21 protein-coding genes are annotated in these 20450 nt (G+C 71.3%); 11 read left to right on the top strand and 10 right to left on the bottom strand.

The features are described from left to right. Positions 1 to 97: 97 nt before the first annotated feature. Positions 98 to 667: a MarR family winged helix-turn-helix transcriptional regulator gene (locus TU31_RS09475; protein ID WP_245698474.1), complete on the bottom strand. Its 570-nt coding sequence runs from the start codon at positions 665 to 667 to the stop codon at positions 98 to 100. Between the two features lie 29 nt (positions 668 to 696). On the opposite strand from TU31_RS09475, the gene TU31_RS09470 reads away from it, so the two are divergent. Further along, complete coding sequence (locus tag TU31_RS09470; RefSeq protein WP_042152125.1) at positions 697 to 1152, top strand: SgcJ/EcaC family oxidoreductase; 456 nt, start codon at positions 697 to 699, stop codon at positions 1150 to 1152. A gap of 126 nt (positions 1153 to 1278) precedes the next feature. Here TU31_RS09470 and TU31_RS09465 read toward each other — a convergent pair whose 3' ends face one another. Continuing rightward, complete coding sequence (locus tag TU31_RS09465) at positions 1279 to 2019, bottom strand: helix-turn-helix transcriptional regulator (protein WP_042152123.1); 741 nt, start codon at positions 2017 to 2019, stop codon at positions 1279 to 1281. Between the two features lie 85 nt (positions 2020 to 2104). Here TU31_RS09465 and TU31_RS09460 point away from each other — a divergent pair, with 85 nt between their 5' ends. Then, a complete protein-coding gene (locus TU31_RS09460; protein WP_042152121.1) occupies positions 2105 to 2986 on the top strand; it encodes an NAD(P)H-binding protein in 882 nt (293 codons plus the stop codon). A gap of 50 nt (positions 2987 to 3036) precedes the next feature. On the opposite strand, the gene TU31_RS09455 is transcribed toward TU31_RS09460, so the two are convergent. After that, positions 3037 to 4326, bottom strand: coding sequence for an MFS transporter (locus TU31_RS09455; RefSeq protein WP_107070657.1), 1290 nt, complete (start codon positions 4324 to 4326; stop codon positions 3037 to 3039). 72 nt (positions 4327 to 4398) lie between these two features. Between TU31_RS09455 and TU31_RS09450 the strand changes: the two genes are divergently transcribed. Together TU31_RS09450 and TU31_RS09445 are read left to right on the top strand one after the other, a co-directional pair. Beyond that, positions 4399 to 5157, top strand: coding sequence for a DeoR/GlpR family DNA-binding transcription regulator (locus TU31_RS09450; RefSeq protein ID WP_042153616.1), 759 nt, complete (start codon positions 4399 to 4401; stop codon positions 5155 to 5157). Between the two features lie 14 nt (positions 5158 to 5171). After that, complete coding sequence (locus TU31_RS09445) at positions 5172 to 5768, top strand: HAD family hydrolase (RefSeq protein ID WP_042152118.1); 597 nt, start codon at positions 5172 to 5174, stop codon at positions 5766 to 5768. Positions 5769 to 5839: 71 nt separating this feature from the next. On the opposite strand, the gene TU31_RS09440 is transcribed toward TU31_RS09445, so the two are convergent. Then, positions 5840 to 6751: an SDR family oxidoreductase gene (locus TU31_RS09440; RefSeq protein ID WP_042152116.1), complete on the bottom strand. Its 912-nt coding sequence runs from the start codon at positions 6749 to 6751 to the stop codon at positions 5840 to 5842. 417 nt (positions 6752 to 7168) lie between these two features. Here TU31_RS09440 and TU31_RS09435 point away from each other — a divergent pair, with 417 nt between their 5' ends. Next, a complete protein-coding gene (locus tag TU31_RS09435; RefSeq protein ID WP_063770786.1) occupies positions 7169 to 7822 on the top strand; it encodes a DUF998 domain-containing protein in 654 nt (217 codons plus the stop codon). Positions 7823 to 7920: 98 nt separating this feature from the next. On the opposite strand, the gene TU31_RS09430 is transcribed toward TU31_RS09435, so the two are convergent. Both TU31_RS09430 and TU31_RS09425 read right to left on the bottom strand, forming a co-directional pair. Then, positions 7921 to 8595 carry a pyridoxamine 5'-phosphate oxidase family protein gene (locus tag TU31_RS09430; protein WP_042152113.1) on the bottom strand — a complete coding sequence of 225 codons (675 nt, stop codon included), beginning with the start codon at positions 8593 to 8595 and terminating at the stop codon, positions 7921 to 7923. A 192-nt stretch (positions 8596 to 8787) separates the two neighbouring features. Next, on the bottom strand, positions 8788 to 9435 hold the full coding sequence (locus TU31_RS09425) for a cysteine hydrolase family protein (RefSeq protein WP_042152110.1): 648 nt from the start codon (positions 9433 to 9435) through the stop codon (positions 8788 to 8790). Between the two features lie 318 nt (positions 9436 to 9753). Here TU31_RS09425 and TU31_RS09420 point away from each other — a divergent pair, with 318 nt between their 5' ends. Beyond that, entirely contained in the window at positions 9754 to 10218 is a 465-nt protein-coding gene (locus TU31_RS09420) for a pyridoxamine 5'-phosphate oxidase family protein (protein ID WP_042152108.1), read from the top strand. A 160-nt stretch (positions 10219 to 10378) separates the two neighbouring features. On the opposite strand, the gene TU31_RS09415 is transcribed toward TU31_RS09420, so the two are convergent. Continuing rightward, positions 10379 to 10903, bottom strand: a complete 525-nt coding sequence (locus TU31_RS09415) for an AAA family ATPase (RefSeq protein WP_042152106.1) — start codon at positions 10901 to 10903, stop codon at positions 10379 to 10381. Between the two features lie 277 nt (positions 10904 to 11180). On the opposite strand from TU31_RS09415, the gene TU31_RS09410 reads away from it, so the two are divergent. Then, complete coding sequence (locus tag TU31_RS09410) at positions 11181 to 12641, top strand: acyl-CoA synthetase (RefSeq protein WP_042152105.1); 1461 nt, start codon at positions 11181 to 11183, stop codon at positions 12639 to 12641. After that, complete coding sequence (locus TU31_RS09405; RefSeq protein WP_370682717.1) at positions 12634 to 14130, top strand: carboxyl transferase domain-containing protein; 1497 nt, start codon at positions 12634 to 12636, stop codon at positions 14128 to 14130. Before TU31_RS09410 ends, TU31_RS09405 begins: the two co-directional genes overlap by 8 nt. A gap of 31 nt (positions 14131 to 14161) precedes the next feature. Here TU31_RS09405 and TU31_RS09400 read toward each other — a convergent pair whose 3' ends face one another. Next, the gene (locus TU31_RS09400; protein WP_042152102.1) at positions 14162 to 15070 is read right to left on the bottom strand and encodes a LysR family transcriptional regulator; all 909 of its coding nucleotides are present in this window, start codon (positions 15068 to 15070) and stop codon (positions 14162 to 14164) included. 74 nt (positions 15071 to 15144) lie between these two features. On the opposite strand from TU31_RS09400, the gene TU31_RS09395 reads away from it, so the two are divergent. Beyond that, entirely contained in the window at positions 15145 to 16221 is a 1077-nt protein-coding gene (locus TU31_RS09395) for a DMT family transporter (RefSeq protein ID WP_042152100.1), read from the top strand. A 305-nt stretch (positions 16222 to 16526) separates the two neighbouring features. Here TU31_RS09395 and TU31_RS09390 read toward each other — a convergent pair whose 3' ends face one another. Next, a complete protein-coding gene (locus TU31_RS09390) occupies positions 16527 to 17858 on the bottom strand; it encodes an aminotransferase class I/II-fold pyridoxal phosphate-dependent enzyme (protein ID WP_042152095.1) in 1332 nt (443 codons plus the stop codon). Positions 17859 to 17893: 35 nt separating this feature from the next. Between TU31_RS09390 and TU31_RS09385 the strand changes: the two genes are divergently transcribed. Continuing rightward, positions 17894 to 18559: a pyridoxamine 5'-phosphate oxidase family protein gene (locus TU31_RS09385; protein ID WP_042152091.1), complete on the top strand. Its 666-nt coding sequence runs from the start codon at positions 17894 to 17896 to the stop codon at positions 18557 to 18559. Between the two features lie 9 nt (positions 18560 to 18568). After that, positions 18569 to 19225 carry an FMN-binding negative transcriptional regulator gene (locus TU31_RS09380; RefSeq protein WP_042152089.1) on the top strand — a complete coding sequence of 219 codons (657 nt, stop codon included), beginning with the start codon at positions 18569 to 18571 and terminating at the stop codon, positions 19223 to 19225. 81 nt (positions 19226 to 19306) lie between these two features. Here TU31_RS09380 and TU31_RS09375 read toward each other — a convergent pair whose 3' ends face one another. Then, entirely contained in the window at positions 19307 to 20281 is a 975-nt protein-coding gene (locus TU31_RS09375; protein ID WP_042152088.1) for a DMT family transporter, read from the bottom strand. Between the last annotated feature and the right edge of the window lie 169 nt (positions 20282 to 20450).

The raw sequence follows: 20450 nt of genomic DNA, 5'->3' as shown, positions 1-20450 counted from the left end.
GAGCTGACCGGACGGTGGCCATGTTCCCGTACGCCTCGACCGCGTCGGCCGCCACTGGACGGCGGAAGCAGCGCCGGCCCGGGCGGTGCAAGAGCACTCATTTCCGCGAGGGTCGCGCGTTCCGTTCCCGGCTTCGTCGGGCGGTGGTGCCCGCCCGGATCTCCTCGGTGGCCGCGCGGAAGGCGGGTGCGGCGCGGGCGAAGTAGTCGAAGAGGAGGGCCCGTTGCTCGGGGGTGTAGTGCGCAAGCACCTCGGCGAGGTGGCGGCGGGCGGGGCCGACCACTTCTTCGATGCGCCCCAGCGCGTCCGGCACCGGCTCGACGATCACGCGCCTGCGGTCGTGCGCGTCGGCGGCCCGGCGGGCGAAGCCGGCCTTTTCGAGGCGGTCGATGAGGCGGGTGGTGGCACCGGTCGTGAGTCCGGTCCTGGCGGCGAGTTCGCCTGAGGCGAGACCGTCGTGGAAGGCGATAAGGCTCAGGGCGTACCACTCCGAGGTATGCAGCCCTGCGGCTTCCGCGCTGGCCAGGCCCTGTAGGCCCACCGCGTCCAGGTACTGACGGAAGATCACGTGCTCGTCCTCGCCACTTGCCGGGCTTGCCATCGCCGGAATCACCTCGCTAAATTTATCTGCACGCATGCAGATACTGCCTTCATTCAGTATCTGCATGATTCTAATGAGTGAGGGAGTGATACGCCATGCAGGGTCAGCAGGAGCAGGACATCGCGGCGGTCAAGGCAGTAGTGGCCGACCTCATCGCCGCCTGGGGCCGCCACGACGCCGAGGCGTACGGCGCGCTGTTCACCCAGGACGCCACCTACACCACCTACGTCGGCACCTTCTACCAAGGCCGCCGGGACATCGTGGAGAGCCATCGCACGCTCTTCGCGAAGTTCCTCAAGGACACCCAACTCGCCGACGAGATCCTCGACATCCGCTTCTACGGACCGGATGTGGCGGTCGTCAACGGCCGGGGCGACACCTACAAGGGCCGGCTCCCCCGCAAGCTCAGCAAGGTCCAGACGTACACCCTGATCCGCGAGAACGACGGCCGGTGGCGCATCGCGGCCTTCCACAACACCCAGCGCAAGCCGCTGCTGGAGGCCATGTCCTACAAGGTCGCCCCCGGTCTCATCCCGGCGGCGGAGCGGTAGCCGGGGCGGGGTGGCTACGCGAACGCGCCGGTTCAGCGCGTGGATCCGGACCTCACCTGCTCGTCCTCGCGCACTCTGACCTCGACAGACGTTCATAGCTGGGTGGCTCGCCCGCGAACGCCGAGGTCACCGGGCGGGCCCGTCGGCGGAGCGGGAGGAGCGTGCAGTCGCGCGGCCGAAGTCGGTGGTCAGCCAGTGTTCGATGGACGCATCGGGGAATTCGTGGGGCTGGTAGGTACCCGGCACCGGAGTGATTTCGGTGATCCGGTCGAGACGGAAGGTGCGCCAGTCGTCCCGGTCGGCGTCGAAGGCCACGAGGTACCACTGGCCGGCACGCAGGAAGTGGCGGTACGGCTCGACCAGGCGGCTGGACGGCCGGCCGTGCTGGTCGACGTAGCGGAACCGAAGCCTGCCGCCCTCGGCCACCGCGTCGGCGATCACGCCGACGGTTGCTGCCGCGACCACGGCGCCGGGCTGCTGGAGCACCTCGGTCGCGAGGTCGGTGGCGGCCGCGCGGCGGCGCAGCGGGCGGGGCAGGACCTGGTCGAGCTTGAGCAAGGCGCTCGATGCGACCGGGTCTTCAGGGAGCCAGGCGCGGATCAGATGCAGCCCGGCCACCAGGGCGGTGACCTCGTCAGCGGTGAACAGCAGCGGCGGGACCTTGACTCCGGGGCTCAGCCGGTAGGCGCTGCCCGGCCCGGGACGGGCCTCGACGGTGTACCCGAGCCGGCGCAACCGCTGGGCGTCGCGTCGTACGGTGCGGACGCTCGCGCCGAGCCGTTCGGCCAGGTCGGCGGCCGTCCACTCACCCCCCGACTTCAGCAGGGTCAGCAAGGTCAAGGTCCTGGTCGTCAGGTCAAGGTCCATGGCCTCAGCCTTCCAGGAGAGGCGGACGGGTTCAGGCCGCCTCTCCTCCTAGCCTGCATGCGGAGTCGCCGAATGAGAGGAAGCCATGCGCATCGCTGTCACCACCCCGACCGGCAACGTCGGCCGCCATGTCGTTGCCACGCTGGTCCGCGCCGGGGTCCGCCCGCGCGTCTTGCTGCGCCAGCCGGCCCGGCTGGCTCCCGAGGTACAGGACGAGGTGGATGCAGTGCAGGTCGACCAGTACGACGCCGACGCGGTGGTGGCCGCCACCGAAGATATTGACGCACTGTTCTGGGTGGACCCGCCCGCCCCCGGCGAGGATCCCCTCGCCGCCTACGCCCGCGCCACCAGCAGCGTCGTCCGCGCCGTCACCGACAACGGGATCGGCCGGGTCGTCTTCCAAAGCAGCGTCGGCGCCGAGAAACGTCACGGTGCCGGCGACATCGACGGCCTGGCACACACCGAAACTGCTCTGGATGCCATGGGCGTCGACGTCACCCACCTCCGCTGCGGCTACTTCTTCACCAACCTCGAACTTCAACGCGACGCCCTGCGGGCCGGCACCCTCCAGGTGATCCTCCCGCTCGACCAGCCCATGGCCTGGGTGGCACCTCGCGACATCGCCGAGGTCGCCGCCACCCGCCTGCTTTCTCCCGCCTGGTCCGGCCGCTGCGTACAAGCAGTGCACGGACCCGCCGACCTGACCTGGCGACAGGTCGCCGCAATCCTCACCGCCGCCACCGGCCGGCGGATCGGCGTTGAACGGATCACTGACGACGCCATGCGCACCCAGCTCCGCCAGGCCGGGATGACCGACGAAGCGGTCGAGGCCACGCTCGGAATGTCGACCGGCCTGCGCGAGAACTTCGTGCCCGAACAGCCCCGCACCGTCCGGACCACCACCCCGACCACCCTCGCCGCCTGGGCCTACGACCATCTCCGTCACCAGATCGTGGACGCGCCGTAAGTAACGGGGCAGGGGCAGGGGCCCGGCTCGCCTCTCGGATGATCTCTGCCTCAATGCTCATGCCTTCGCTCCACGGAGTGGGTGCCGGGTGCGGTCTCACGAGGGGCCGCGTGGGCCGGGCGTTCGGTGGAGTCGGTCGTACCGTCCCGGGTCTCCAGGCGTGTGGGGGCAGCGTCACGCGGCCGCAGGATGCCGGCCGTGGCCGCGGCGACCGCGCAGAACGCCACGGGCAGGAAGAACGTGAGGTGGAGCGGCATGACCTGGGTCAGGGGGCCGATGATCGCGGGGCCGGCGAGCATGCCGACGTAGCCGAGGCCGGCGACGCGGGAGACGTTGGTACCGGCGGCGTCCGGGTCGGCATGGCCCGCGGCGCTGAAGAGCTGGGGGACGCAACCGGACAGTCCGGCTCCGAACAGTGTCCAGCCGATCAGGGTCAAGGGGATCGAGGAGGAGAGCGACGCCGCAGTCAGGCCGAGTGCGGCGGCGGACGCCCCGTAGCGGAGAACGGCCACTGAGCCGAAACGCGCGGCCACCCGGTCGGTGAGCAGACGGCCGATGGTCATGGCGGTGGAGAAGGCCCCGTAGGCGAGGGCGGCGGTGGCGGCCGGCGCGCCCAGGACGTTGCGCAGGTGGAGCGTGCTCCAGTCATTGGCCACGCCTTCGCACAGCATGATCATCAGAGCGAGAGTGGCGAGGCCCCAGATGCGCCTGGGAGTTTTGGTCCCGCGCCGGCCCTCCGCGGCAGCAGGAGGCCCGGCGGAGGTCTCGGGGGCATCGGCGCTGCGGGTCCCCAGGAGCGCGGGGGCCGCCACCGCCGCGACCGTAAGCCCCAGGAGCGCCACCGTGCCGAGGTTCGCCACCGGGCTCCAGCCCCAGCTGAGCATGCGCGCGCCGGCCAGCGCGGCAAGGACGCCACCGATGGAGAAGGCGGCGTGGAAGGCGGACATGACGGGCCGTTGGTAGCCGCGCTCGACCTGGATGGCGTGGGCGTTCATGCTGACATCCAGGCAGCCGTTGCCGAGACCGAGCACCAGCAGTGCCGCCCCCAGCGTCCAGGCGTTCGCGGCCCATCCCGGCAGGACCACACCGGCGCTGCACAGGGCCGCACTGAGCGGCACGACGGTACGGGCGCCGAAGCGGTCGGTGAGGGGGCCGACGAGCTGCATACCGGCGAAAGCTCCCGCGCCGAGCAGCAGCAGAAGCCAGCCGAGTACGGCATGACTGATCCCTGCGCGGTGCTCGATATCGGGGATGTGGACGATCCACATCCCCATCAGGAAGCCGTTCAGGACGAAGTAGGCAAAGGTGGCCAGGCGGCCGAGCCGCAGTGATCTCTCCACGCTTCGAACATAGCGAATAAGTTCAGCTTTCGAAAGATTGCGTTTCGAACGCAATCGATGTTCAATCTGGCTATGGCTGGCACAGATCGACTGAGACAGATCACTGAGGCGGTACGGACGGCGGGCAGCATCGGCGTCGCGGAGCTGGCCGGGCTCACCGGCGCTTCCGAGATGACCATCCGCCGTGACCTGGAAGTGCTGGCTTCCCAGGGGGTACTTGAGCGCTACCGCGGAGGTGCGAGGAGCCTGCTGCTGCGCGGCGAGGAGCCGCCGTTCGCGCTGCGGGCCCAGGAGGGGACGGAGGTCAAGCGGCGCATTGCCGTCGAGGCCGCCCGGCTGGTGGCCGACGGAGAGTCCGTGGTCCTCGACAGCGGCACCACCTGCCTGGAAGTGGCCCGTCTGCTGGCGCACCGCCGGCTGACGGTCATGCCGCTCTCCCTGCACGCGGTGAACGCACTGACAGAGGCGCCGCAGCTGACGCTACTGGTACCCGGCGGCCGGCCCCGGCCGGGCGAACTGGCACTGACCGGCCCCCTGACCCAAGCGTCCCTGGCCGCCCTGCGCTTCGACACCGCGATCATCGGCTGCTGCGGGCTGAACGCCGAAAACGGCCTGACCGCCTACGACTTGGACGATGCCGCCGTCAAACGTGCCGCGATCGCCTCTGCCCGCCGCGTAATCGCCGTCGCGGAAGCCGCCAAGCTCTCCCGCACCGCCCTCGCATTCGTCGCCCCCGCCCCCGCCCTGCACGCCGTCGTCACCGATGACTCCGCACCGGACGACCGGACCGAGCACCTGACCGCGGCGGGCGTGACCGTACGGAAGGTGTAACCACTGTGCGAACCATGCTCTTCGACCTCTTCGGCGTCATCGCACGCCCCCAGTCCGCCGAAGGCAAGGACCGGCTGTCGCGGACGGCGGGCGTCTCCGCACCGGCCTTCTGGGACGCCTACTGGGCGCTGCGCCCGCCGTACGACCGCGGTGAGATACGTGGACCCGGCTACTGGCGCCGGGTGGCCGACTCCCTGGGCACTCATTTCGACGACCACCGGATCGCAGAGCTGATCGAGGCCGACATCGCCGGCTGGAGCGCCGTCGACGACACCATGGTGGCCCTCATCGAAGAGCTCGCGGCACAGGGCCGGCGCCTCGCCCTGCTCTCCAACATTCCCGAGGAGTTGGCGAGTTACTACCAAGCACGCCATACCTGGCTCAACCACTTCCAGATCCGTGCCTTCTCCTGCCGCATCGGCCACGCCAAGCCCGAGCCGGACGCGTACCGGTGGTGCCGGCAGGCCCTGCGCGAGGAACCGGACCGCATCCTCTTCATCGACGACCGCCAGGACAACGTGCGGGCCGCCGAGGCGATCGGCATGCACGGTCACCTCTTCACCACATCAACCCGACTGAGGGAACACCTCGCTCAGGAGGCTGCGCGCTGATATGGCTCGGCCCCCGAGAAGGTGGCCCGCCGCACCGCCCCTAATGGGACGGTAATGCCGGGCGTATTCGATCACCGCGGGCTTTCTTCGGCGTCGGCCCGGTGCCAGGCAGCGGCATCAGCTCGTCCTCCAGCCCCCAGCAGACCCGTCGCTTCGAAGGAGGAACGGGCCGCCAGCCGCGGGAGTTCCCGGCGTGCGAGGTGTGTGATGACGATCGGCAGTGCGGCGCGAACCACCTGCACGGTACGGAGCCAAGCGGGTACGTAGACGGCGGTCGAGCGTCGTTCCACCGCCGTTGCCAACCGGGCGGCCACCCAGTCCGGGCGGTAGACCTTTCGGGCCGGCGGCGGCATATGGGAACGGAGTTCGCGCAGCACGGGGTACTGGTCCGCACCCCGGACCATGTCGGTATCGGTCCAATTCAGATAGGCGATTCCCACCCGGACGTGCTGCCCTGCGAGTTCCGCACGCAACGACTGTGTGAAGGATTCGACGCCGGCCTTGGAAGCACAGTACGAACTCATCAGCGGAGCCGCACCGATGGACGCCAGTGAGGCCACCTGAAGAAAGTAACCGCGTGTGGCCAGCAGGTCCGGCAAAAAAGAGCGAGCGGTAATCGCGCTGCCGATCAAATTGACCTCGATCACCCGGCGCCACGTCATCGGATCGGACACCGCGAACGGCCCGCCTTCCGCGATTCCCGCGTTCGCCACGACGACACTCGCCGCCCCCAGGCGATCGCGAACCTCCTCCGCCACCCGGGCCATGGCGCCGTCCTGAGTAATGTCGACGCTCCAGCAATGCGCCTCGGTCGGCAGAGAGGACGCCACCCGGCGAAGAGCCTCTCCCTCATGATCGAGCAGGGCGAGACGGACTCCCCGCCGAGCCAGCTCCCAAGCCAGGGCATTCCCCACCCCGCGAGCGGCCCCGGTCACCACAGCGGCACGCCCATACAGAGAATGCGCTCTCCGGCAGCGGGCCATCACGCACTCCTCACGACGGTGAATCCTCGGAGGCCGGCACAGACCTCTCCCCTGCACGATCGACAGACCCTTTCTCACCGTAGAAGCGCGAGAGCCCGGCCGCGCGCCGGACCGAGCAGAGTCCTCTATTCGCCGCCCCTCACACCTTTCCCCTTCACACCCGAAAACAGGCCGGCGCCGCAATGGGACAGCCGTCGGCTGTTCGGGTGAAGGGTGGCTATGGCAGAGATGCGTACGCACAGGTTCGGGCAGCAACCATATGGGCCTTGGTTTTGCGCGCTGTGGTGGCCGGCCGTCGGACAGCGTTTCCGCGATACGTGAGGAGGGTGCGGTGTCCGCTTCCACTTCCGTTCGGTACCGGTGAGGCCGCGGCCGACGCGGGGGACGGCTTCGGCAGGGCTGTTAACGGCGGCGTCGGTGGTCTACAACGATTGGGTGCTCCAGTTCTTCCTGCCCACGGGGCTGCACCAGCGCGACTCCTACGTCAGCGAGCTGTTCGCCGCCGACCAGCCCTACCGGGTCCTCTTCAGCCTGGTAGAGATCGCTTGCGCGGCGCTGGTGGTGACAGGCGGAGCCCTCGCCTGGACCGTTCTGCCCGGATCCTGGGCCTCGGCCGGGGGCGTGGCCACAGCAGCTTTCGGGGTGTTCTCCATCGCCGACGTGCTGATGCCACTGCACTGCGCGCCCTCGGTGGACCGCGGCTGTCCGGAGGGCAGCCCCTGGCACACCACAACAAGCGGCATGGTGCACTTCGCCCTGTTCGCCTCGATGGCTCTCTTCATCACCGCCTCCCGACACGGCCACCCGCCCCTGGAACTCGTGCGCCGCTGGGGGCCCTGGCTATTGGCGGTCTCCATGACTGCCGCAATCCTTACGGTCGGCCCCTTCTTCGGACACCCGGGTGGCCATGGCCTGGCCCAGCGCATCCATCTGACCTCCGTCGGAACGTGGTTTGCGCTATTGGCCGTGGCGATTTATCGCTTTGGGGCGGGTGATGGCCCTTCTTCTTGCCGGCGGGGTGACATCGGGGAACCGCACCGCGCCGAGCGATATCGCATGCCCCGGCCCTGACGATGGTGGGTGGGGCGGTTCGGGTAGCCCAGTTGCGAGCGGTCTGAATCTTCGGCAAGCCAACTGGAGAGCGAGGAGCGGCCGGCCGGGGCCGGTGGTTACCGGGGCCCTGAGCGTTGGGCGATGTGGGGTGGGGCGACGATGTCCGGGGCGAGCAGGGGGTCCGGTTCGGGGGTGCCCCAGGAAGCGTGCAGGGGGAGGATGCCGGCCCACACCGGGAGCTCCGCGTCAGGGCTTTCGCCGTCGTCGGGGGGACCGGTGCGCACTTTTACCGACGCCTCCTCCAGGGAGAGTGCGAGCAGGGTCGTGGCGGCCAGTTCCTTGCGGCTGGGGCGACGGGCGTAGTCCCACTGGCCGGGTGTGGCCTGCTCGGTGAGGCACCGCAGGCCTTCGAGTTTCTCGTCCGGGTCGGTGACCGGGCGGGGGACGCCGAAGACCATGGCGCTGCGGTAATTGACGCCGTGCTCGAAGACCGAGCGGGCCAGTACCAGTCCGTCGACATGGGTGACGGTGACGCACACGGCGGCCCCCGGGGACGCGACCAGGCTGCGGCTGGCGACGGAGCCATGGAAGTAGAGCGTGCTGCCGTCCGAGCCGTAGACGGTGGGCACGACCATGAGGGTGCCGTCCACGCTCACTCCGAGGTGGCAGACGAAGCCTGCCGCCAGGATCGCGTCGAGGTCGGCACGGTCGAGGCTGCCCTGTTCGCGGAGACGGCGGTGGCGTGTGCGCTCGGTCTCCGGCAGCGACCTGCCGTGCGGGGGTGGGGGCATGACTGTCCTTGGGTGTGGCGGTGCGTGCAGGCGCCGGGGGCTGAGCCGTAACTGGTACGGGAACGGGCGTGATTTTGTTGCTGGGTGGGCCGGGAAGCTTCGGCGGAGCCTACTGATCACATCCGTACATGGCTAGATGTCTTTCTGATTTCGTTGCACTAGGCTCAGCTTGCAACGAATTCCGCAGATCGGTCAGTCGCCCTGGTGCGGTTGGCTCCAGGCGGTCAGGACCTCGTCGGTGGTCGTGACGGTGGCGACCAGGGCGAGGGTGTGGCGGATCATCGCGGGGGTGTAGTCGGCAGGTACGCCCGCGATGGCATCGGCGGGTACTACGGCCGTGTAGCCGAGGTTGACGGCGTCGAAGACGGCGTTGGGGATGGCCACGTTCGCCGATACTCCGGTGACGACCAGGGTCCGGCACTCGAAGTTGCGCAGCAATGCGTCCACGTCGGTGCCGGCGATGGGCGAGAGGCCGTGCAGTCTGCGCACCACCAGGTCGTCGCCGGAGACGGGTATCGGGTCGGCGATATGGACCGCGGCGGATCCGGTGAGCTGTTGGACGGGCAGTCGCTCGGCCGCCTTGAACAGGCGGGCGTTGTGGCTGGCACCGCGACCGTCGGGACGGCGTTCGGCGACCGCGTGCAGCACCTGAACGCCGGCGTCATGGGCCGCCGCCACCAGTCGGGCGACGTTCGCCAGCGCCCCCGACTCGCGTGCCGCATCCGCCAGTTCGGGCAGTGCGCTGTCCGGGCCGACCACCCCGCGCTGGCACTCCACGGTGAGCAGTACCGTCCCGGCCGGGTCCAGTTGTCCGGTGAGCCGTGCAGTGTCCGAAGGCATCGCGTACCTCTCTGGTGGGCCCGGTCCCCGTGTGTCGGATCTCGGCTCCCCCGGGTCCGGGGCGGGCAGGGCCGGACTCTGATGGGCCCGGGCTCCCACGGGGTCTGGGCTCTGACGGCGCGCCTCCCGACGGCCGTCCCGCCCCGTTGGCGGCACTCCCCCGACGAGCCCCTTAAAGGCCGCCCGAGGCTAGCGGCCATTGCGTACAACGGGAAGAGCCCGCATGCTTTCTGACGCTTAGTCAGCCACCTGAACGGGACAGTGTCAGGTGACCGGGTCAGTGCCGCACGAGCGGCGCACGGCGGAGGGTGATGACGGATGGCCGACACACAGCGGCGTGGGCGCCGGATCATGATGACGCAGGGCGAGCTCGACGACTTCCTCGCGGCGCAGCGCACCTGCCGGGTCGCCACGGTCGGTGGCGACGGTGCGCCGCACGTCGGGGCGCTGTGGTTCGTCTGGGACGGTACGGCGCTGTGGCTCTATTCGATCACCCGCAGCAAGCGGTGGGCACAGCTGCGCAAGGACCCGCGGATCGCGGTGGTCGTCGATGACGGGCACGCGTACGGCGAGCTGCGCGGGGCCGAGTTGGCGGGCCGTGCGGAGTTCGTCGGCGAGGCGCCGCGCACCGGCGAGCCGTGCTCCGAACTGGACGCCCCGGAGCGGCTCTTCGCGACGAAGTACTTCGGGATGTCCGCGATGCCGCACGACGGCCGGCATGCGTGGCTGCGGCTGACGCCGGAGTCCGTCACGTCGTGGGACTTCCGCAAGATCCAGGGGTGAGGCGCGCGCACCCGGGGGGAGCGGTAGCCACGGCCGGCGGCCACGCGCGACGCGCGGCGCCAAGTGAGCGGCCGGGTGAACGAGCCCTGTTCGCGCTGCTTGACACCGAAAGGTCAGTCTCTGGTGCCGCCTTCGCCGGACTCCGCGTGGCGGACAGACCTCACCCCTTGACGGCTTCCGCGATCTGTAGGGCGGCCTGGGCGGGGGTGAGGTGCGTGGTGTCGACGACCTCGGCCTCGGCGTGCAGCCACGTACGGGCCGCCTCGGCGTAGGGCTCAAGGTATTTGAGACGGAACGGGGAGTTGGGGCCAAGAACGGTGTCGTCCGCGATGCGCCCGCGGAGGGTGTCCTGGTCGGCGTGGAGGACGAAGTGCCTCACGGGGATGCCATGGTGGGCAAGGCCCGTACTGATCTCACGCCAGTACGGCTCGACCAGGACGGTCATGGGCATCACCAGAGTGCCGCCGGTGTATTCGAGCACGCGGCGGGCGGTCTCGACGACGAGCTGCCGCCAAGGCGGCCAGTGCTGGAAATTGTCCGTCCAGGGCAGCCCAGGCGTGATGTCCATCAGCGCCTCGCCGACCTTCTCGGCGTCGAACACCCGGGAATCCGGGAGGAGCGGCTGCACGAGTGCGCTGGTCGTCGTCTTGCCTGCACCATGGGTGCCGTTAAGCCATACGATCATGGCCCAACGCTAGCGCTGTGCGGGCCGCGGGAACGGGCATGGCAGAAATCCGGTACGGCTTCGGCGTTTCTCCGGGTGGTGTCCACCACCAAGATCAGGTGTCGCCCGTCTCGGAAAGTCGCAACGCGGACTCCCGCGCCAACACCAACACCAACGCCGTCATGTCAGTGGTCTCTGCGAGAGTGGTGCGGGTCAGCCCGTTCGGTACCGGCAGGTGCGCGAGCGGGGCGGCCCGGCCGTGAGGTGGCCGGGTGCCGACGAGGACGAAGGAGATCCGGTGAACGTGCTCTTCCCCGCGCTGCGCGACGCTTCGCCCGCACCCGCGCTGCGCTTCGGCGATCGCAGCCTCAGCCATCGCGAGTTGGCTTCGGTGGCAGGCGTGCTCGCCGAGCGGATCGCCGGTGAGACCCGTATCGCCCTCTGGGCGACGCCGACGCTGGAGACCTCGGTGGGTGCGGTGGCGGCACTGCTCGCCGGGGTGGCCGTGGTGCCGGTCAATCCGAAGATCGGTGAGAGCGAGCTGGCGCACATCGTGGCGGACAGCGCACCCTCGCTCGTCCTGGCCGAGCCGGGCGCCGAGCTGCCGGGCCCGCTCGCCGCGCTGTCCCGTATCGACATCGAGGTCACGGCGCCGTCCGAGGAGGCCGGGCCGGCCCCGCTGCCGAACGAGCCGGGCGATGAGGCACCGGCCCTGATCGTCTACACCTCCGGCACGACCGGACCGCCCAAGGGCGTGGTCCTCCCCCGGCGTGCCCTGACGCACACCCTCGACGCGCTGGCGGACGCCTGGCAGTGGACCGCCGACGACGTGCTGGTGCACGCCCTGCCGCTCTTTCATGTCCATGGACTGATCCTTGGCATCCTCGGGCCGTTGCGCCGCGGCGGCAGCGTTCACCACCTGGGCCGCTTCAGCACCGAGGCGGTGGCCCGGGAGCTCGCCGCGGAGGGCACGATGCTGTTCGGCGTACCGACGATGTACCACCGCCTGGCTGCCGAGGCGGGGCAGAATCCCTCGCTCGCCAAGGCGCTCTCCCGGGCCCGGCTGCTGGTCTCCGGCTCGGCCGCGCTGCCGCTGACCGATCATGAGCGGATCACGGCGGCCACCGGCCGACGGGTGATCGAGCGCTACGGGATGACGGAGACGCTCATGAACACCAGCGTCCGGGCGGACGGGCCCGATGCGGCGGGCACGGTCGGCGTACCGCTCCCCGGGGTGTATGTCCGGCTCGTCGACGAGGCGGGCCAGGCCATCGAGGCGAACGACGCCGAGACGGTCGGCGAGATCCAGGTCCGCGGCCCGAACCTCTTCGTCGAGTACCTCAACCGCCCCGATGCCACCGCTGCGGCCTTCGACGGCGGCTGGTTCCGCACCGGCGACATGGCGGTCCGCGACGCCGCCGGTCATTACCGCATCGTGGGCCGTAAGGCCACCGATCTGATCAAGAGCGGCGGCTACAAGATCGGCGCGGGCGAGATCGAGAATGCGCTCCTGGCCCACCCGGGTGTCGCCGAGGCCGCCGTCACCGGCGCGCCGGACGAGGACCTCGGCGAGCGGATCGTCGCCTGGATCGTGGCGGAAACCGGTCCGGGCGCCGGCCCGGCACCCTCCGCAGAGGAACTGGCCGACCATGTCGCCCGCCAGCTCGCACCCCACAAACGCCCCCGCACCGTGCACTTCCTGGACGCCCTGCCGCGCAACGACATGGGCAAGATCCTCAAGCGTGAGCTCCATGCGTAGCGGCGGAAGCAACGGCGCCGGGGACAGGGAGGCGGTCGCCGGAGAGGCCGACGGCCGCCGTGACGGCGACGGAACCGCGGCCCGCGAACGGGATCCGGGCGGCAGCGCCGGTGCCGCGCCGTTGCCGTGCGCCCGGCTGACCGCCCGTCAAGCCATCGCGGCGGTGGCGGACACCTACAGCGAGGCGGCCGTGCCCGACGGTCGTGGCACCGCTCCCGGGGCGTCGTCCGCGCCGGACGGACCCCTCGGCTGGCGCGGTTACGACGACGCGCGGGCCCGCGCCCGGGAGCGGACCGGCGAGGACGAGTCGGTGGTCACCGCCCTGGCCACGATAGGCGGTCGGGAAACAGTCGTGCTCTCCTTCGAGTTCCGCTATCTGGGCGGCTCCCTCGGCGAGCGCACCGGCGACCGGCTGGAGGCCGCCTACACCCATGCGCGTGAGCACGGTCTGCCGGTCGTCTCGCTGATCGCCACGGGCGGCAGCCGGATGCAGGAAGGGATGCGCGCGCTGACCCAACTCCAGCGGGTGGCACGGCAGTCAGCGCTGAACCGCGCCGCGGGGCTCCCGCAGCTCGCCGTGCTGCGCGATCCGACGACCGGCGGCGGCTGGGCCACCCTGGGCGCGGCCGCCGATGTGATCCTCGCGCTCCCCGGGGCACAGGTCGGCTTCGCGGGCTCGCGGGTGCGTCCCCCGGACGCCGACCCCTCCGCCTACACCGCCGAGGGGCAGCTGGCCGCCGGCCAGATTGACGACGTCGTCCCACCTGACCGACTGCGGGCCACGCTCCAGCGGTGGCTGCAACTCCTGGGAACGCCACGGGAGTTCGCGACGATGGAGCCGGCGGCTCCGCCGGAGGCGCTCGGCCCACCCGAGCTGCCGGAGACCGGCTGGGGTGCGGTGGTCCGTGCCCGCGCATCCGGGCGGCCGCGCGCCGAGGCGTATCTGCGTGCCTATTTCGACGACCGGGAGGAGATCAGCGGCGACCGCTGCGGCGGCGTCGATCCCGGGATACGGTGCGGTTTCGGTCGCCGCCAGGGGCGCACCATCGCCTTCGCCGCCCAGTGCGGTACGGCCACCCGCCCGGCCGGATTCCGTACCGCCGCGCGGCTCGTCCGGCTCGCCGACCGGCTCGGCATCCCGGTCCTCACCCTCGTGGACACGCCGGGCGCCGCCAACGACGCGGCGGCCGAGCGTGCCGGCGCCGGGGCCGCCATCGCCGACACCTTCACGGCGCTCACCACCACCAGGGTCCCCGTCACCTCCCTGCTCATCGGCGAGGGCGGTTCGGGCGGCGCACTGGCCCTGGCCGCACCGGACCGGCTCTGGGCCACCCCGGACAGCTACTTCTCCGTGATCGCCCCGGAACTGGCCGCGGCCATCCTCAAACGCGACGAGACCCAGATCCACGGGACCGCGGACCAACTCCGCATCCGCCCACAGGACTTGCTGGACCTGGGCGTCATCCGCGGCATCGTCCCACCGGCCTGAGAAGAGCCGGGGGCTGCCGACGGTGGCTGCCTCAGGAGCCCTCCAGGTCCTTCCCCGCCGTGCGAAGCGCGCCCACCGCGGCCCGGATCGAGGGCCTGCGGTCGGCATCCGCGCGCCAGATGGCATAGACATGGCGGCGCATCGTATGGCGTACGGGCACCACGCTCACGCCCTCCGGCACCGGCCCACGGCCGAGGCGCGGAGCCACCGCGACGCCCAGTCCCGCCGCGATCAGGGCGAGCTGGGTGCCGTGCTCCTCCGCCATGTGCGCGACCCGCGGCTCAATGCCCTTGCTGCGCAGCGTGAACATCAGCCATTCATTGCAGAACTCCCCCTGGGGCCAGGAGATCCACTCGTCGTCGGCGAACTCCTCCAGCTCCACGGACCGCCGCCGGGCCAGCGGATGGGCCGAGGGCATCGCCACATCGGCCGGATCGTCCAGCAGCGGGGCCTTCGCCAGCCCGTCGGGCAGGGACAGCGGACGGTTGTACCAGTCCAGGACGACCGCCAGATCGATGTCGCCGCGCACCACTCCACGGACCGACTCGTCCGGCTCCATCTCCGTCAGCCGCGCCCGCAGCTGGGGGTGCTCGGCGCGGAGGGTGACGAGCGCGGCCGGGAAGAGCCCGCGGGCGGCGGTGGGAAAGGCGCCCAGCCGAAGCTCGCCCACGGCCTGGCCGCGATGCGCTTCCAGCTCGGCCTGGGCCAGCTCGACCTGCGAAAGGATGCGCGTCGCATGATCGGCGAGCAGCCGGCCGGCGTCGGTCAGCCGCACCCCGCGCCCGTTCTTCGCCAACAGCTGCTGCCCGGTCTCCCGCTCCAGCTTGGCGATCTGCTGCGAGACGGCCGAGGTCGTGACATGCAGCCCGTCGGCGGCCGCGCTCACCGAGCCATGGCGGGCGACCGCACTCAGCGTCCGTAGGCGATCAAGGTTCAACATATAAGCAATGCTAAGCGATACCAGCCACGAATTCTCGCTTGTGCTACGAAGTTGTACGCCGCATCGTTGACCTCATGAGCACCGCCACCGGCGCACCCACCGCCTCCGCCGACACCACCAACCCCCCGGCCACGACCGCGTGCGCCGCGGCCGACAAGCACGCCGCGACCACCGCGAGCACCGCAGCCGCCTCGCTCCGCGCCACCACCGCGACCGCGGCCCCGAAGCCCGACGGCCGGGCCCGCGGCTGGCAGCTCCGGTTCGCCGTCCTGTCCCTCGTCTGGGGCTTCAGCTTCCTCTTCATCAAGGTGGGCACCCAGGGCTTCGCCCCGCTACAGGTGACCCTGGGCCGGGTCGGGTTCGGTGCGCTGGTGCTGCTGGCCGTCCTCGCCGTCAAGCGCGAGCGGCTCCCCCGGTCCCCCCGGACCTGGGCCCATCTGACCGTGGCCGCGTTCTTCCTCAACGCGTTGCCGTTCTCCCTCTTCGCGTACGCCGAGCTGACCATCCCCTCCACACTGGCCGGCATCTGCAACGCCACCTCGCCGCTGTGGGGCATGGCGCTGTCGGTCGTCGCGCTCTCCGAGGACCGCCCCACCCGCCGCCGGGTGGCGGGCCTCGGCCTCGGCTTCCTGGGTGTGCTCACCGTGCTCGGCGCCTGGCAGGGCTTCGCCGGCACGGATCTGACCGGCACCGTGATGGCGCTGGGCGCCTCGCTCAGCTACGCCGTCGGCTGGATCTATGTCCGCCGCACCCTGGCGGGCGTCCAGCACTCCCACCTGTCCATGTCCAGCACCCAACTGCTGCTGGCCACCGCCCAACTGGCTGTGGTGACACCCCTGTTCACCACCGCACCGGCCGACTACCCGCTCATCCCGCTGCTCGCCGTCTTCGCCCTGGGCGCCCTGGGGACGGGCCTCGCCTTCCTCATCCAGTACGGCCTGGTCGCCGAGATCGGCCCCACCACGGCGCAGATGGTCACCTATTTCATCCCCGTGATCGCCACCGCGGCCGGCGTGGCACTCCTGCACGAACAGCTGAGCTGGAACACCCCGGTCGGCGCCCTCATCGTCCTGGCCGGCGCCGCCCTTACCCAGAGCAGGCCCCGCCCGAGCCGCCCGGCACCCCCGCGGAGCGACGCGACCTCTGCCTGACGACATCCGTCCGTACCCAGCCACAGCCCCCGAGTCCCGCCTCGGGGGCTCCCGCACGCTCCCCCCCGCGCGCTCCGAAGGACCTGCTCACCGCGACAGTTCCGCCCCCCGGGCCCAGCCGGAATCCGGGCGACGAGCGCGAAAGCGGCGGCGCGGACGGGCGGAAGAGGCGGACGGGCGGACGGACGGACGGACGGGCGGACGAGGCGAACGGGGCGAAGAGCCTTCCACCCCCTGAGTGAGCTCAAGAACCGGCGGCCCGGGGTCAGTTATGCGGCGCCCGGCCCGACAGCCTCCCCCACCCCTCACTCATACCGCCGCGCCTCCCCCACCCCCGTCGCCGAGGCGATGGCGTCCGCCACCGGGACGATGTCGTCATCGGAGAGGCCGGAGACGGTGATGCGGATGCCGGGTGGTGAGTGCAGGCGGAAGCGTGCGCCGGGGGCCACCGCCCAGCCGGCATGCAGGAGGCGGGCCACCGCGCCGGTCTCGTCGGGGACCGGTACCCAGACGTTCATACCGCTGCGGCCGCGGGCCCGGACTCCGCGCTCCGCCAGCGCCCGTATCAGCCCGTCCCGCCGGCGGCCGTACGCTCCGGCCACCGCCTTCGGGTCGATCGCGGAGGTCCGCCACAGGTGGACGACCGTGTCCTGGAGCAGATGGCTGATCCAGCCCGGTCCGAGACGCTGACGGCCGCTCACCCGGTCGATGGTCAGCGCATCGCCGGTGAGCACGGCAAGCCGCAGATCCGGACCGTACGCCTTGGCCGTCGAACGGACCAGGACCCAGTGGTCGGTCACCCCGGAGAGCGGATGGAGCGGGAGGTCGACGATGCCGTGCCCGTGGTCGTCCTCGATGAGGAGGAGGTGGGGGTATTCGGCCAGGAGGGTGCGGAGTTCGGTGGCGCGGGCGCGGTCGATGGCGGCGCCGGTGGGGTTCTGCGCCCGGTCGGTGACGACGACGGCACGGGCGCCGTCCTGGATCGCGCGCGCCAACTGCTCGGGCAGCGGGCCCTCGTCGTCCACTCCGACCGGGACGGGGCGCAGTCCGAGTGCCGGGATGAGGTCCAGCAGGCTGCCCCACCCCGGGTCTTCCACCGCCACGGCGTCGCCGGGCCGCAGATGGGCGGCCAGCACCCGCTCTATGGCGTCGAGCGAGCCACTGGTGACGGCAACGGGGGCCTCCGGCACCCCGTCGGCGGCGAACGCCGCACGGGCGAGAGCAGCCAGATCGTCGTCCACGGCCGGTGTGCCGTAGAGCACGGGGCGCCGTGCGCTGCGCGCGGCGGCCTCGGCCAATGCCCGTTCGAGCGGGGGCAGCAGGGACGGATCGGGGTTTCCGTCGGAGACATCCCGGACTCCCGGCGGAACCTCCACCCGCAGCGCCTCACGTGAGGTGCTCGCCGGGCGCGGGCGCACCCGACTGCCGCGCCGGCCCGCGGTCTCGATCACCCCTCGGTCACGGAGCGAGCGGTATGCCGCCGCGACCGTATTCGGATTGACCTCGAGATAGACGGCCAACTCCCGCAACGGGGGCAGCACTTCGCCGGGCTGGAGCCGGCCCGCACCGACGGCCCGCTCGACGCTGGCGGCAATCTCCGATGCGCGCCGCCCTTCGATCAGATACTCTCCTAGCACAAACCTGATTATGCACTAGTGCAATGGAGATCGCAATGGCTCGAGCCGAGGCGTACGAACCGACCGAGCGCACGACCCCCACCCGTGCCCGTGACCGCGCCGCCTACGACCACGACACGGTGCACGCCATCCTCGACGCGGGCTATGTCTGTCATCTGGGCTTCGTCCGCGACGGTTCCCCGGTCGTCCTGCCGACGCTCTATGGCCGGGTCGGCGACCGCCTCTATCTCCACGGCTCCACGGGATCCCGCCCACTGCGGATGGCCGGCGCGGCACCGGACCCGGGCCTTGAGGTGTGTGTGACGGTCACCCATGTCGACGGGCTGGTACTGGCCAGGTCGGCGTTCCACCACTCCATCAACTACCGCTGCGTCGTGGTGCACGGCACCGCACACCAGGTGACCGACGAGGAGGAGAAGACCACCGCGCTCGACGCGCTCGTCGATCATGTGCTGCCCGGGCGCGCCGCGGACTCCCGGCCGGGCAACGCCAAGGAACTGGCCGCCACCTCCGTGATCCGTCTCGACCTGCGCGAGGTCTCCGCCAAGATCCGCACCGGCGGCCCCAACGACGAGCCGGAGGATCTCGCGCTGCCGTATTGGAGCGGCGTCCTGCCCGTGGCACCCGCGTACGGCGCCCCCATACCGTCCGACGACCTCGCGCCCGGCACGCCCGAGCCGGCATATCTCGCCGCCCGCTGAGGAGCCACCGTGCTGATCCACCCCTGGGACGCCCCCACCGAAGACGCCGAGTGGCAACAGTGGCTCGCGGCACACGACTTCGGCCAGCTGGCCGCCAATGGACGGCCCGGCGAGCCGCCGATGGTCCAGCCGCTGCACTTCGCCTACGACCCGGCCCGCCACGAGGCCGTCACTCATCTGGCCCGGCCCAATCCCCTCTGGAACGCGCTGGAGGACCGGCCGACGGTGCTGCTGAGCGTGGTGGACGACTACACCTTCATCCCCGGCCCCTGGCAGGCGGCCGAGGACCAGCCGCCCGAGCACGGCGTCCCCACCAGCTTCTACGCCGCGGTGCAGCTGACCTGCACCGCCCATGTCGTGGACGACCCGGAGGAGAAGGCGGCGCTGCTGCAACGTCAGATGGGGCACTTCCAGCCGGACGGCGGCTCGGCGCCGGTCGCGGCGGGGGCGGCTCCGTACGGGCGGCTGCTGTCCGGCATCCGTGGGCTGCGCCTCGAAGTGCGGGAAGTCCGCGCCAAGTTCAAGTACGGGGGCAAGCGGAGCGAGGCCGTCCAACACCGCGTCTCGGAGCGCCTCGCCGAGCGGGACGGCCCCGGGGACGCGGCGGCGCGCACCCACCAGCAGCGCAGACTGACCGCGGCCGCCAGGGGGAAGCCCGCTTCCTGATTGGCTCCCCCTGCCCCGCCGTCGCAACGGGCCGGGCGTAGGGGCGCCCGGCCGACCACCGCCGGCCGGGCACCCGCGCCCTCAGCCCGCCACCGGCGCCGCCGACCGCGCGGCCGACACCGCCCCGCGCGCCTCGGTCACCGCCAGCGCGGCAACGGCCGTCAGCAGCACGCCCGTTCCGATCGCCGTCGCCATGGTGAGCCGCTCCCCGAGGAACAGCACCGCGATGGCCGCGGCCGACACCGGCTCGATCAGCGAGATCACGGACGCGGTCGCGGCGCGCACGGCGGCCAGCCCGGCGAAGTACAGCCCGTAGGCCAGTGCGGTCGGCACCGCCGCGATATAGCCCAGCAGGCACAGGCTGCGGCCCAGATCGTGCGCCTGGGGCCACAGCCCCTCGACCGCCGCGAGCGGCAGCAGACACAGCGCGCCGACCGCGAAGGCGCTGACCGTCGAGGCGTACGGATCGCTGCCGCCGCCCTTGCCCAGCCGCCGGGTGATCAGTGTCATCGCGGCACAGCCGGCCGCCGACAGCAGGGCATAGCCCACCCCGGCCGGACGGACGGTGGCGCCGCCGTCGCCGCCGAGGACCAGGACCGCCAGCCCGGCCAGCGCCCCGGCGACGGCCAGGACCCCGCCCGCGCCGAGCCGTTCGCCCATCGTGACCCGTGCCCCGATGGCGATGAGGACGGGCCCCGCCCCCATGGTGACGACGGTGCCCACGGCCAGCCCGGTGGCTTCGACGGCGGCGAAGTAGGCGGCCTGGAAGACGGCGAGGGCGACGCCGGTCAGCACGATCCGGGCCAGGCGCCGGCCGAGCGGTTCGTACGGGGCGGGGGCGGCGGTGCGCGACCGGCGGCGCAGCAGCGCTCGTACGGCGAGCAGCAGGACCAGCCCGCCGAAGGTGCGCCAGAACGTGAGGGCGAGCGGGCCCAGCCCGCTGCCGCGGTAGAGGAGGGCGGCGGCCGCGCCCGCGGTGCCCCAGGCGGTCGCGGCGAACGTGACGTACAGCAGCCCCCGGCCCACGGGCAGGGCGGAGGAAACAGTGGCATGCATGGGAGAGGTGCTCCGGGAAATCCAGGACGGCGTCATACGCCGTGGAGTGGTCGCGTGGTCCCGTGTGCAGGCAGCGACAAGGGGCTGTCCGGCGCGTCATCGGACAGACCCTGGCGGCTCGGGAACCAGCCCGAGCCGGGGTTTCCTCGGAGGCCGCCGCCCGCGTTAC

This window comes from Streptomyces lydicamycinicus, from assembly GCF_000829715.2.
Taxonomy (GTDB): Bacteria; Actinomycetota; Actinomycetes; order Streptomycetales; family Streptomycetaceae; genus Streptomyces; species Streptomyces lydicamycinicus.
The sequence above is the reverse complement of the archived record's forward strand: the minus strand, read 5'-3'. Positions and strand labels throughout refer to the sequence as shown.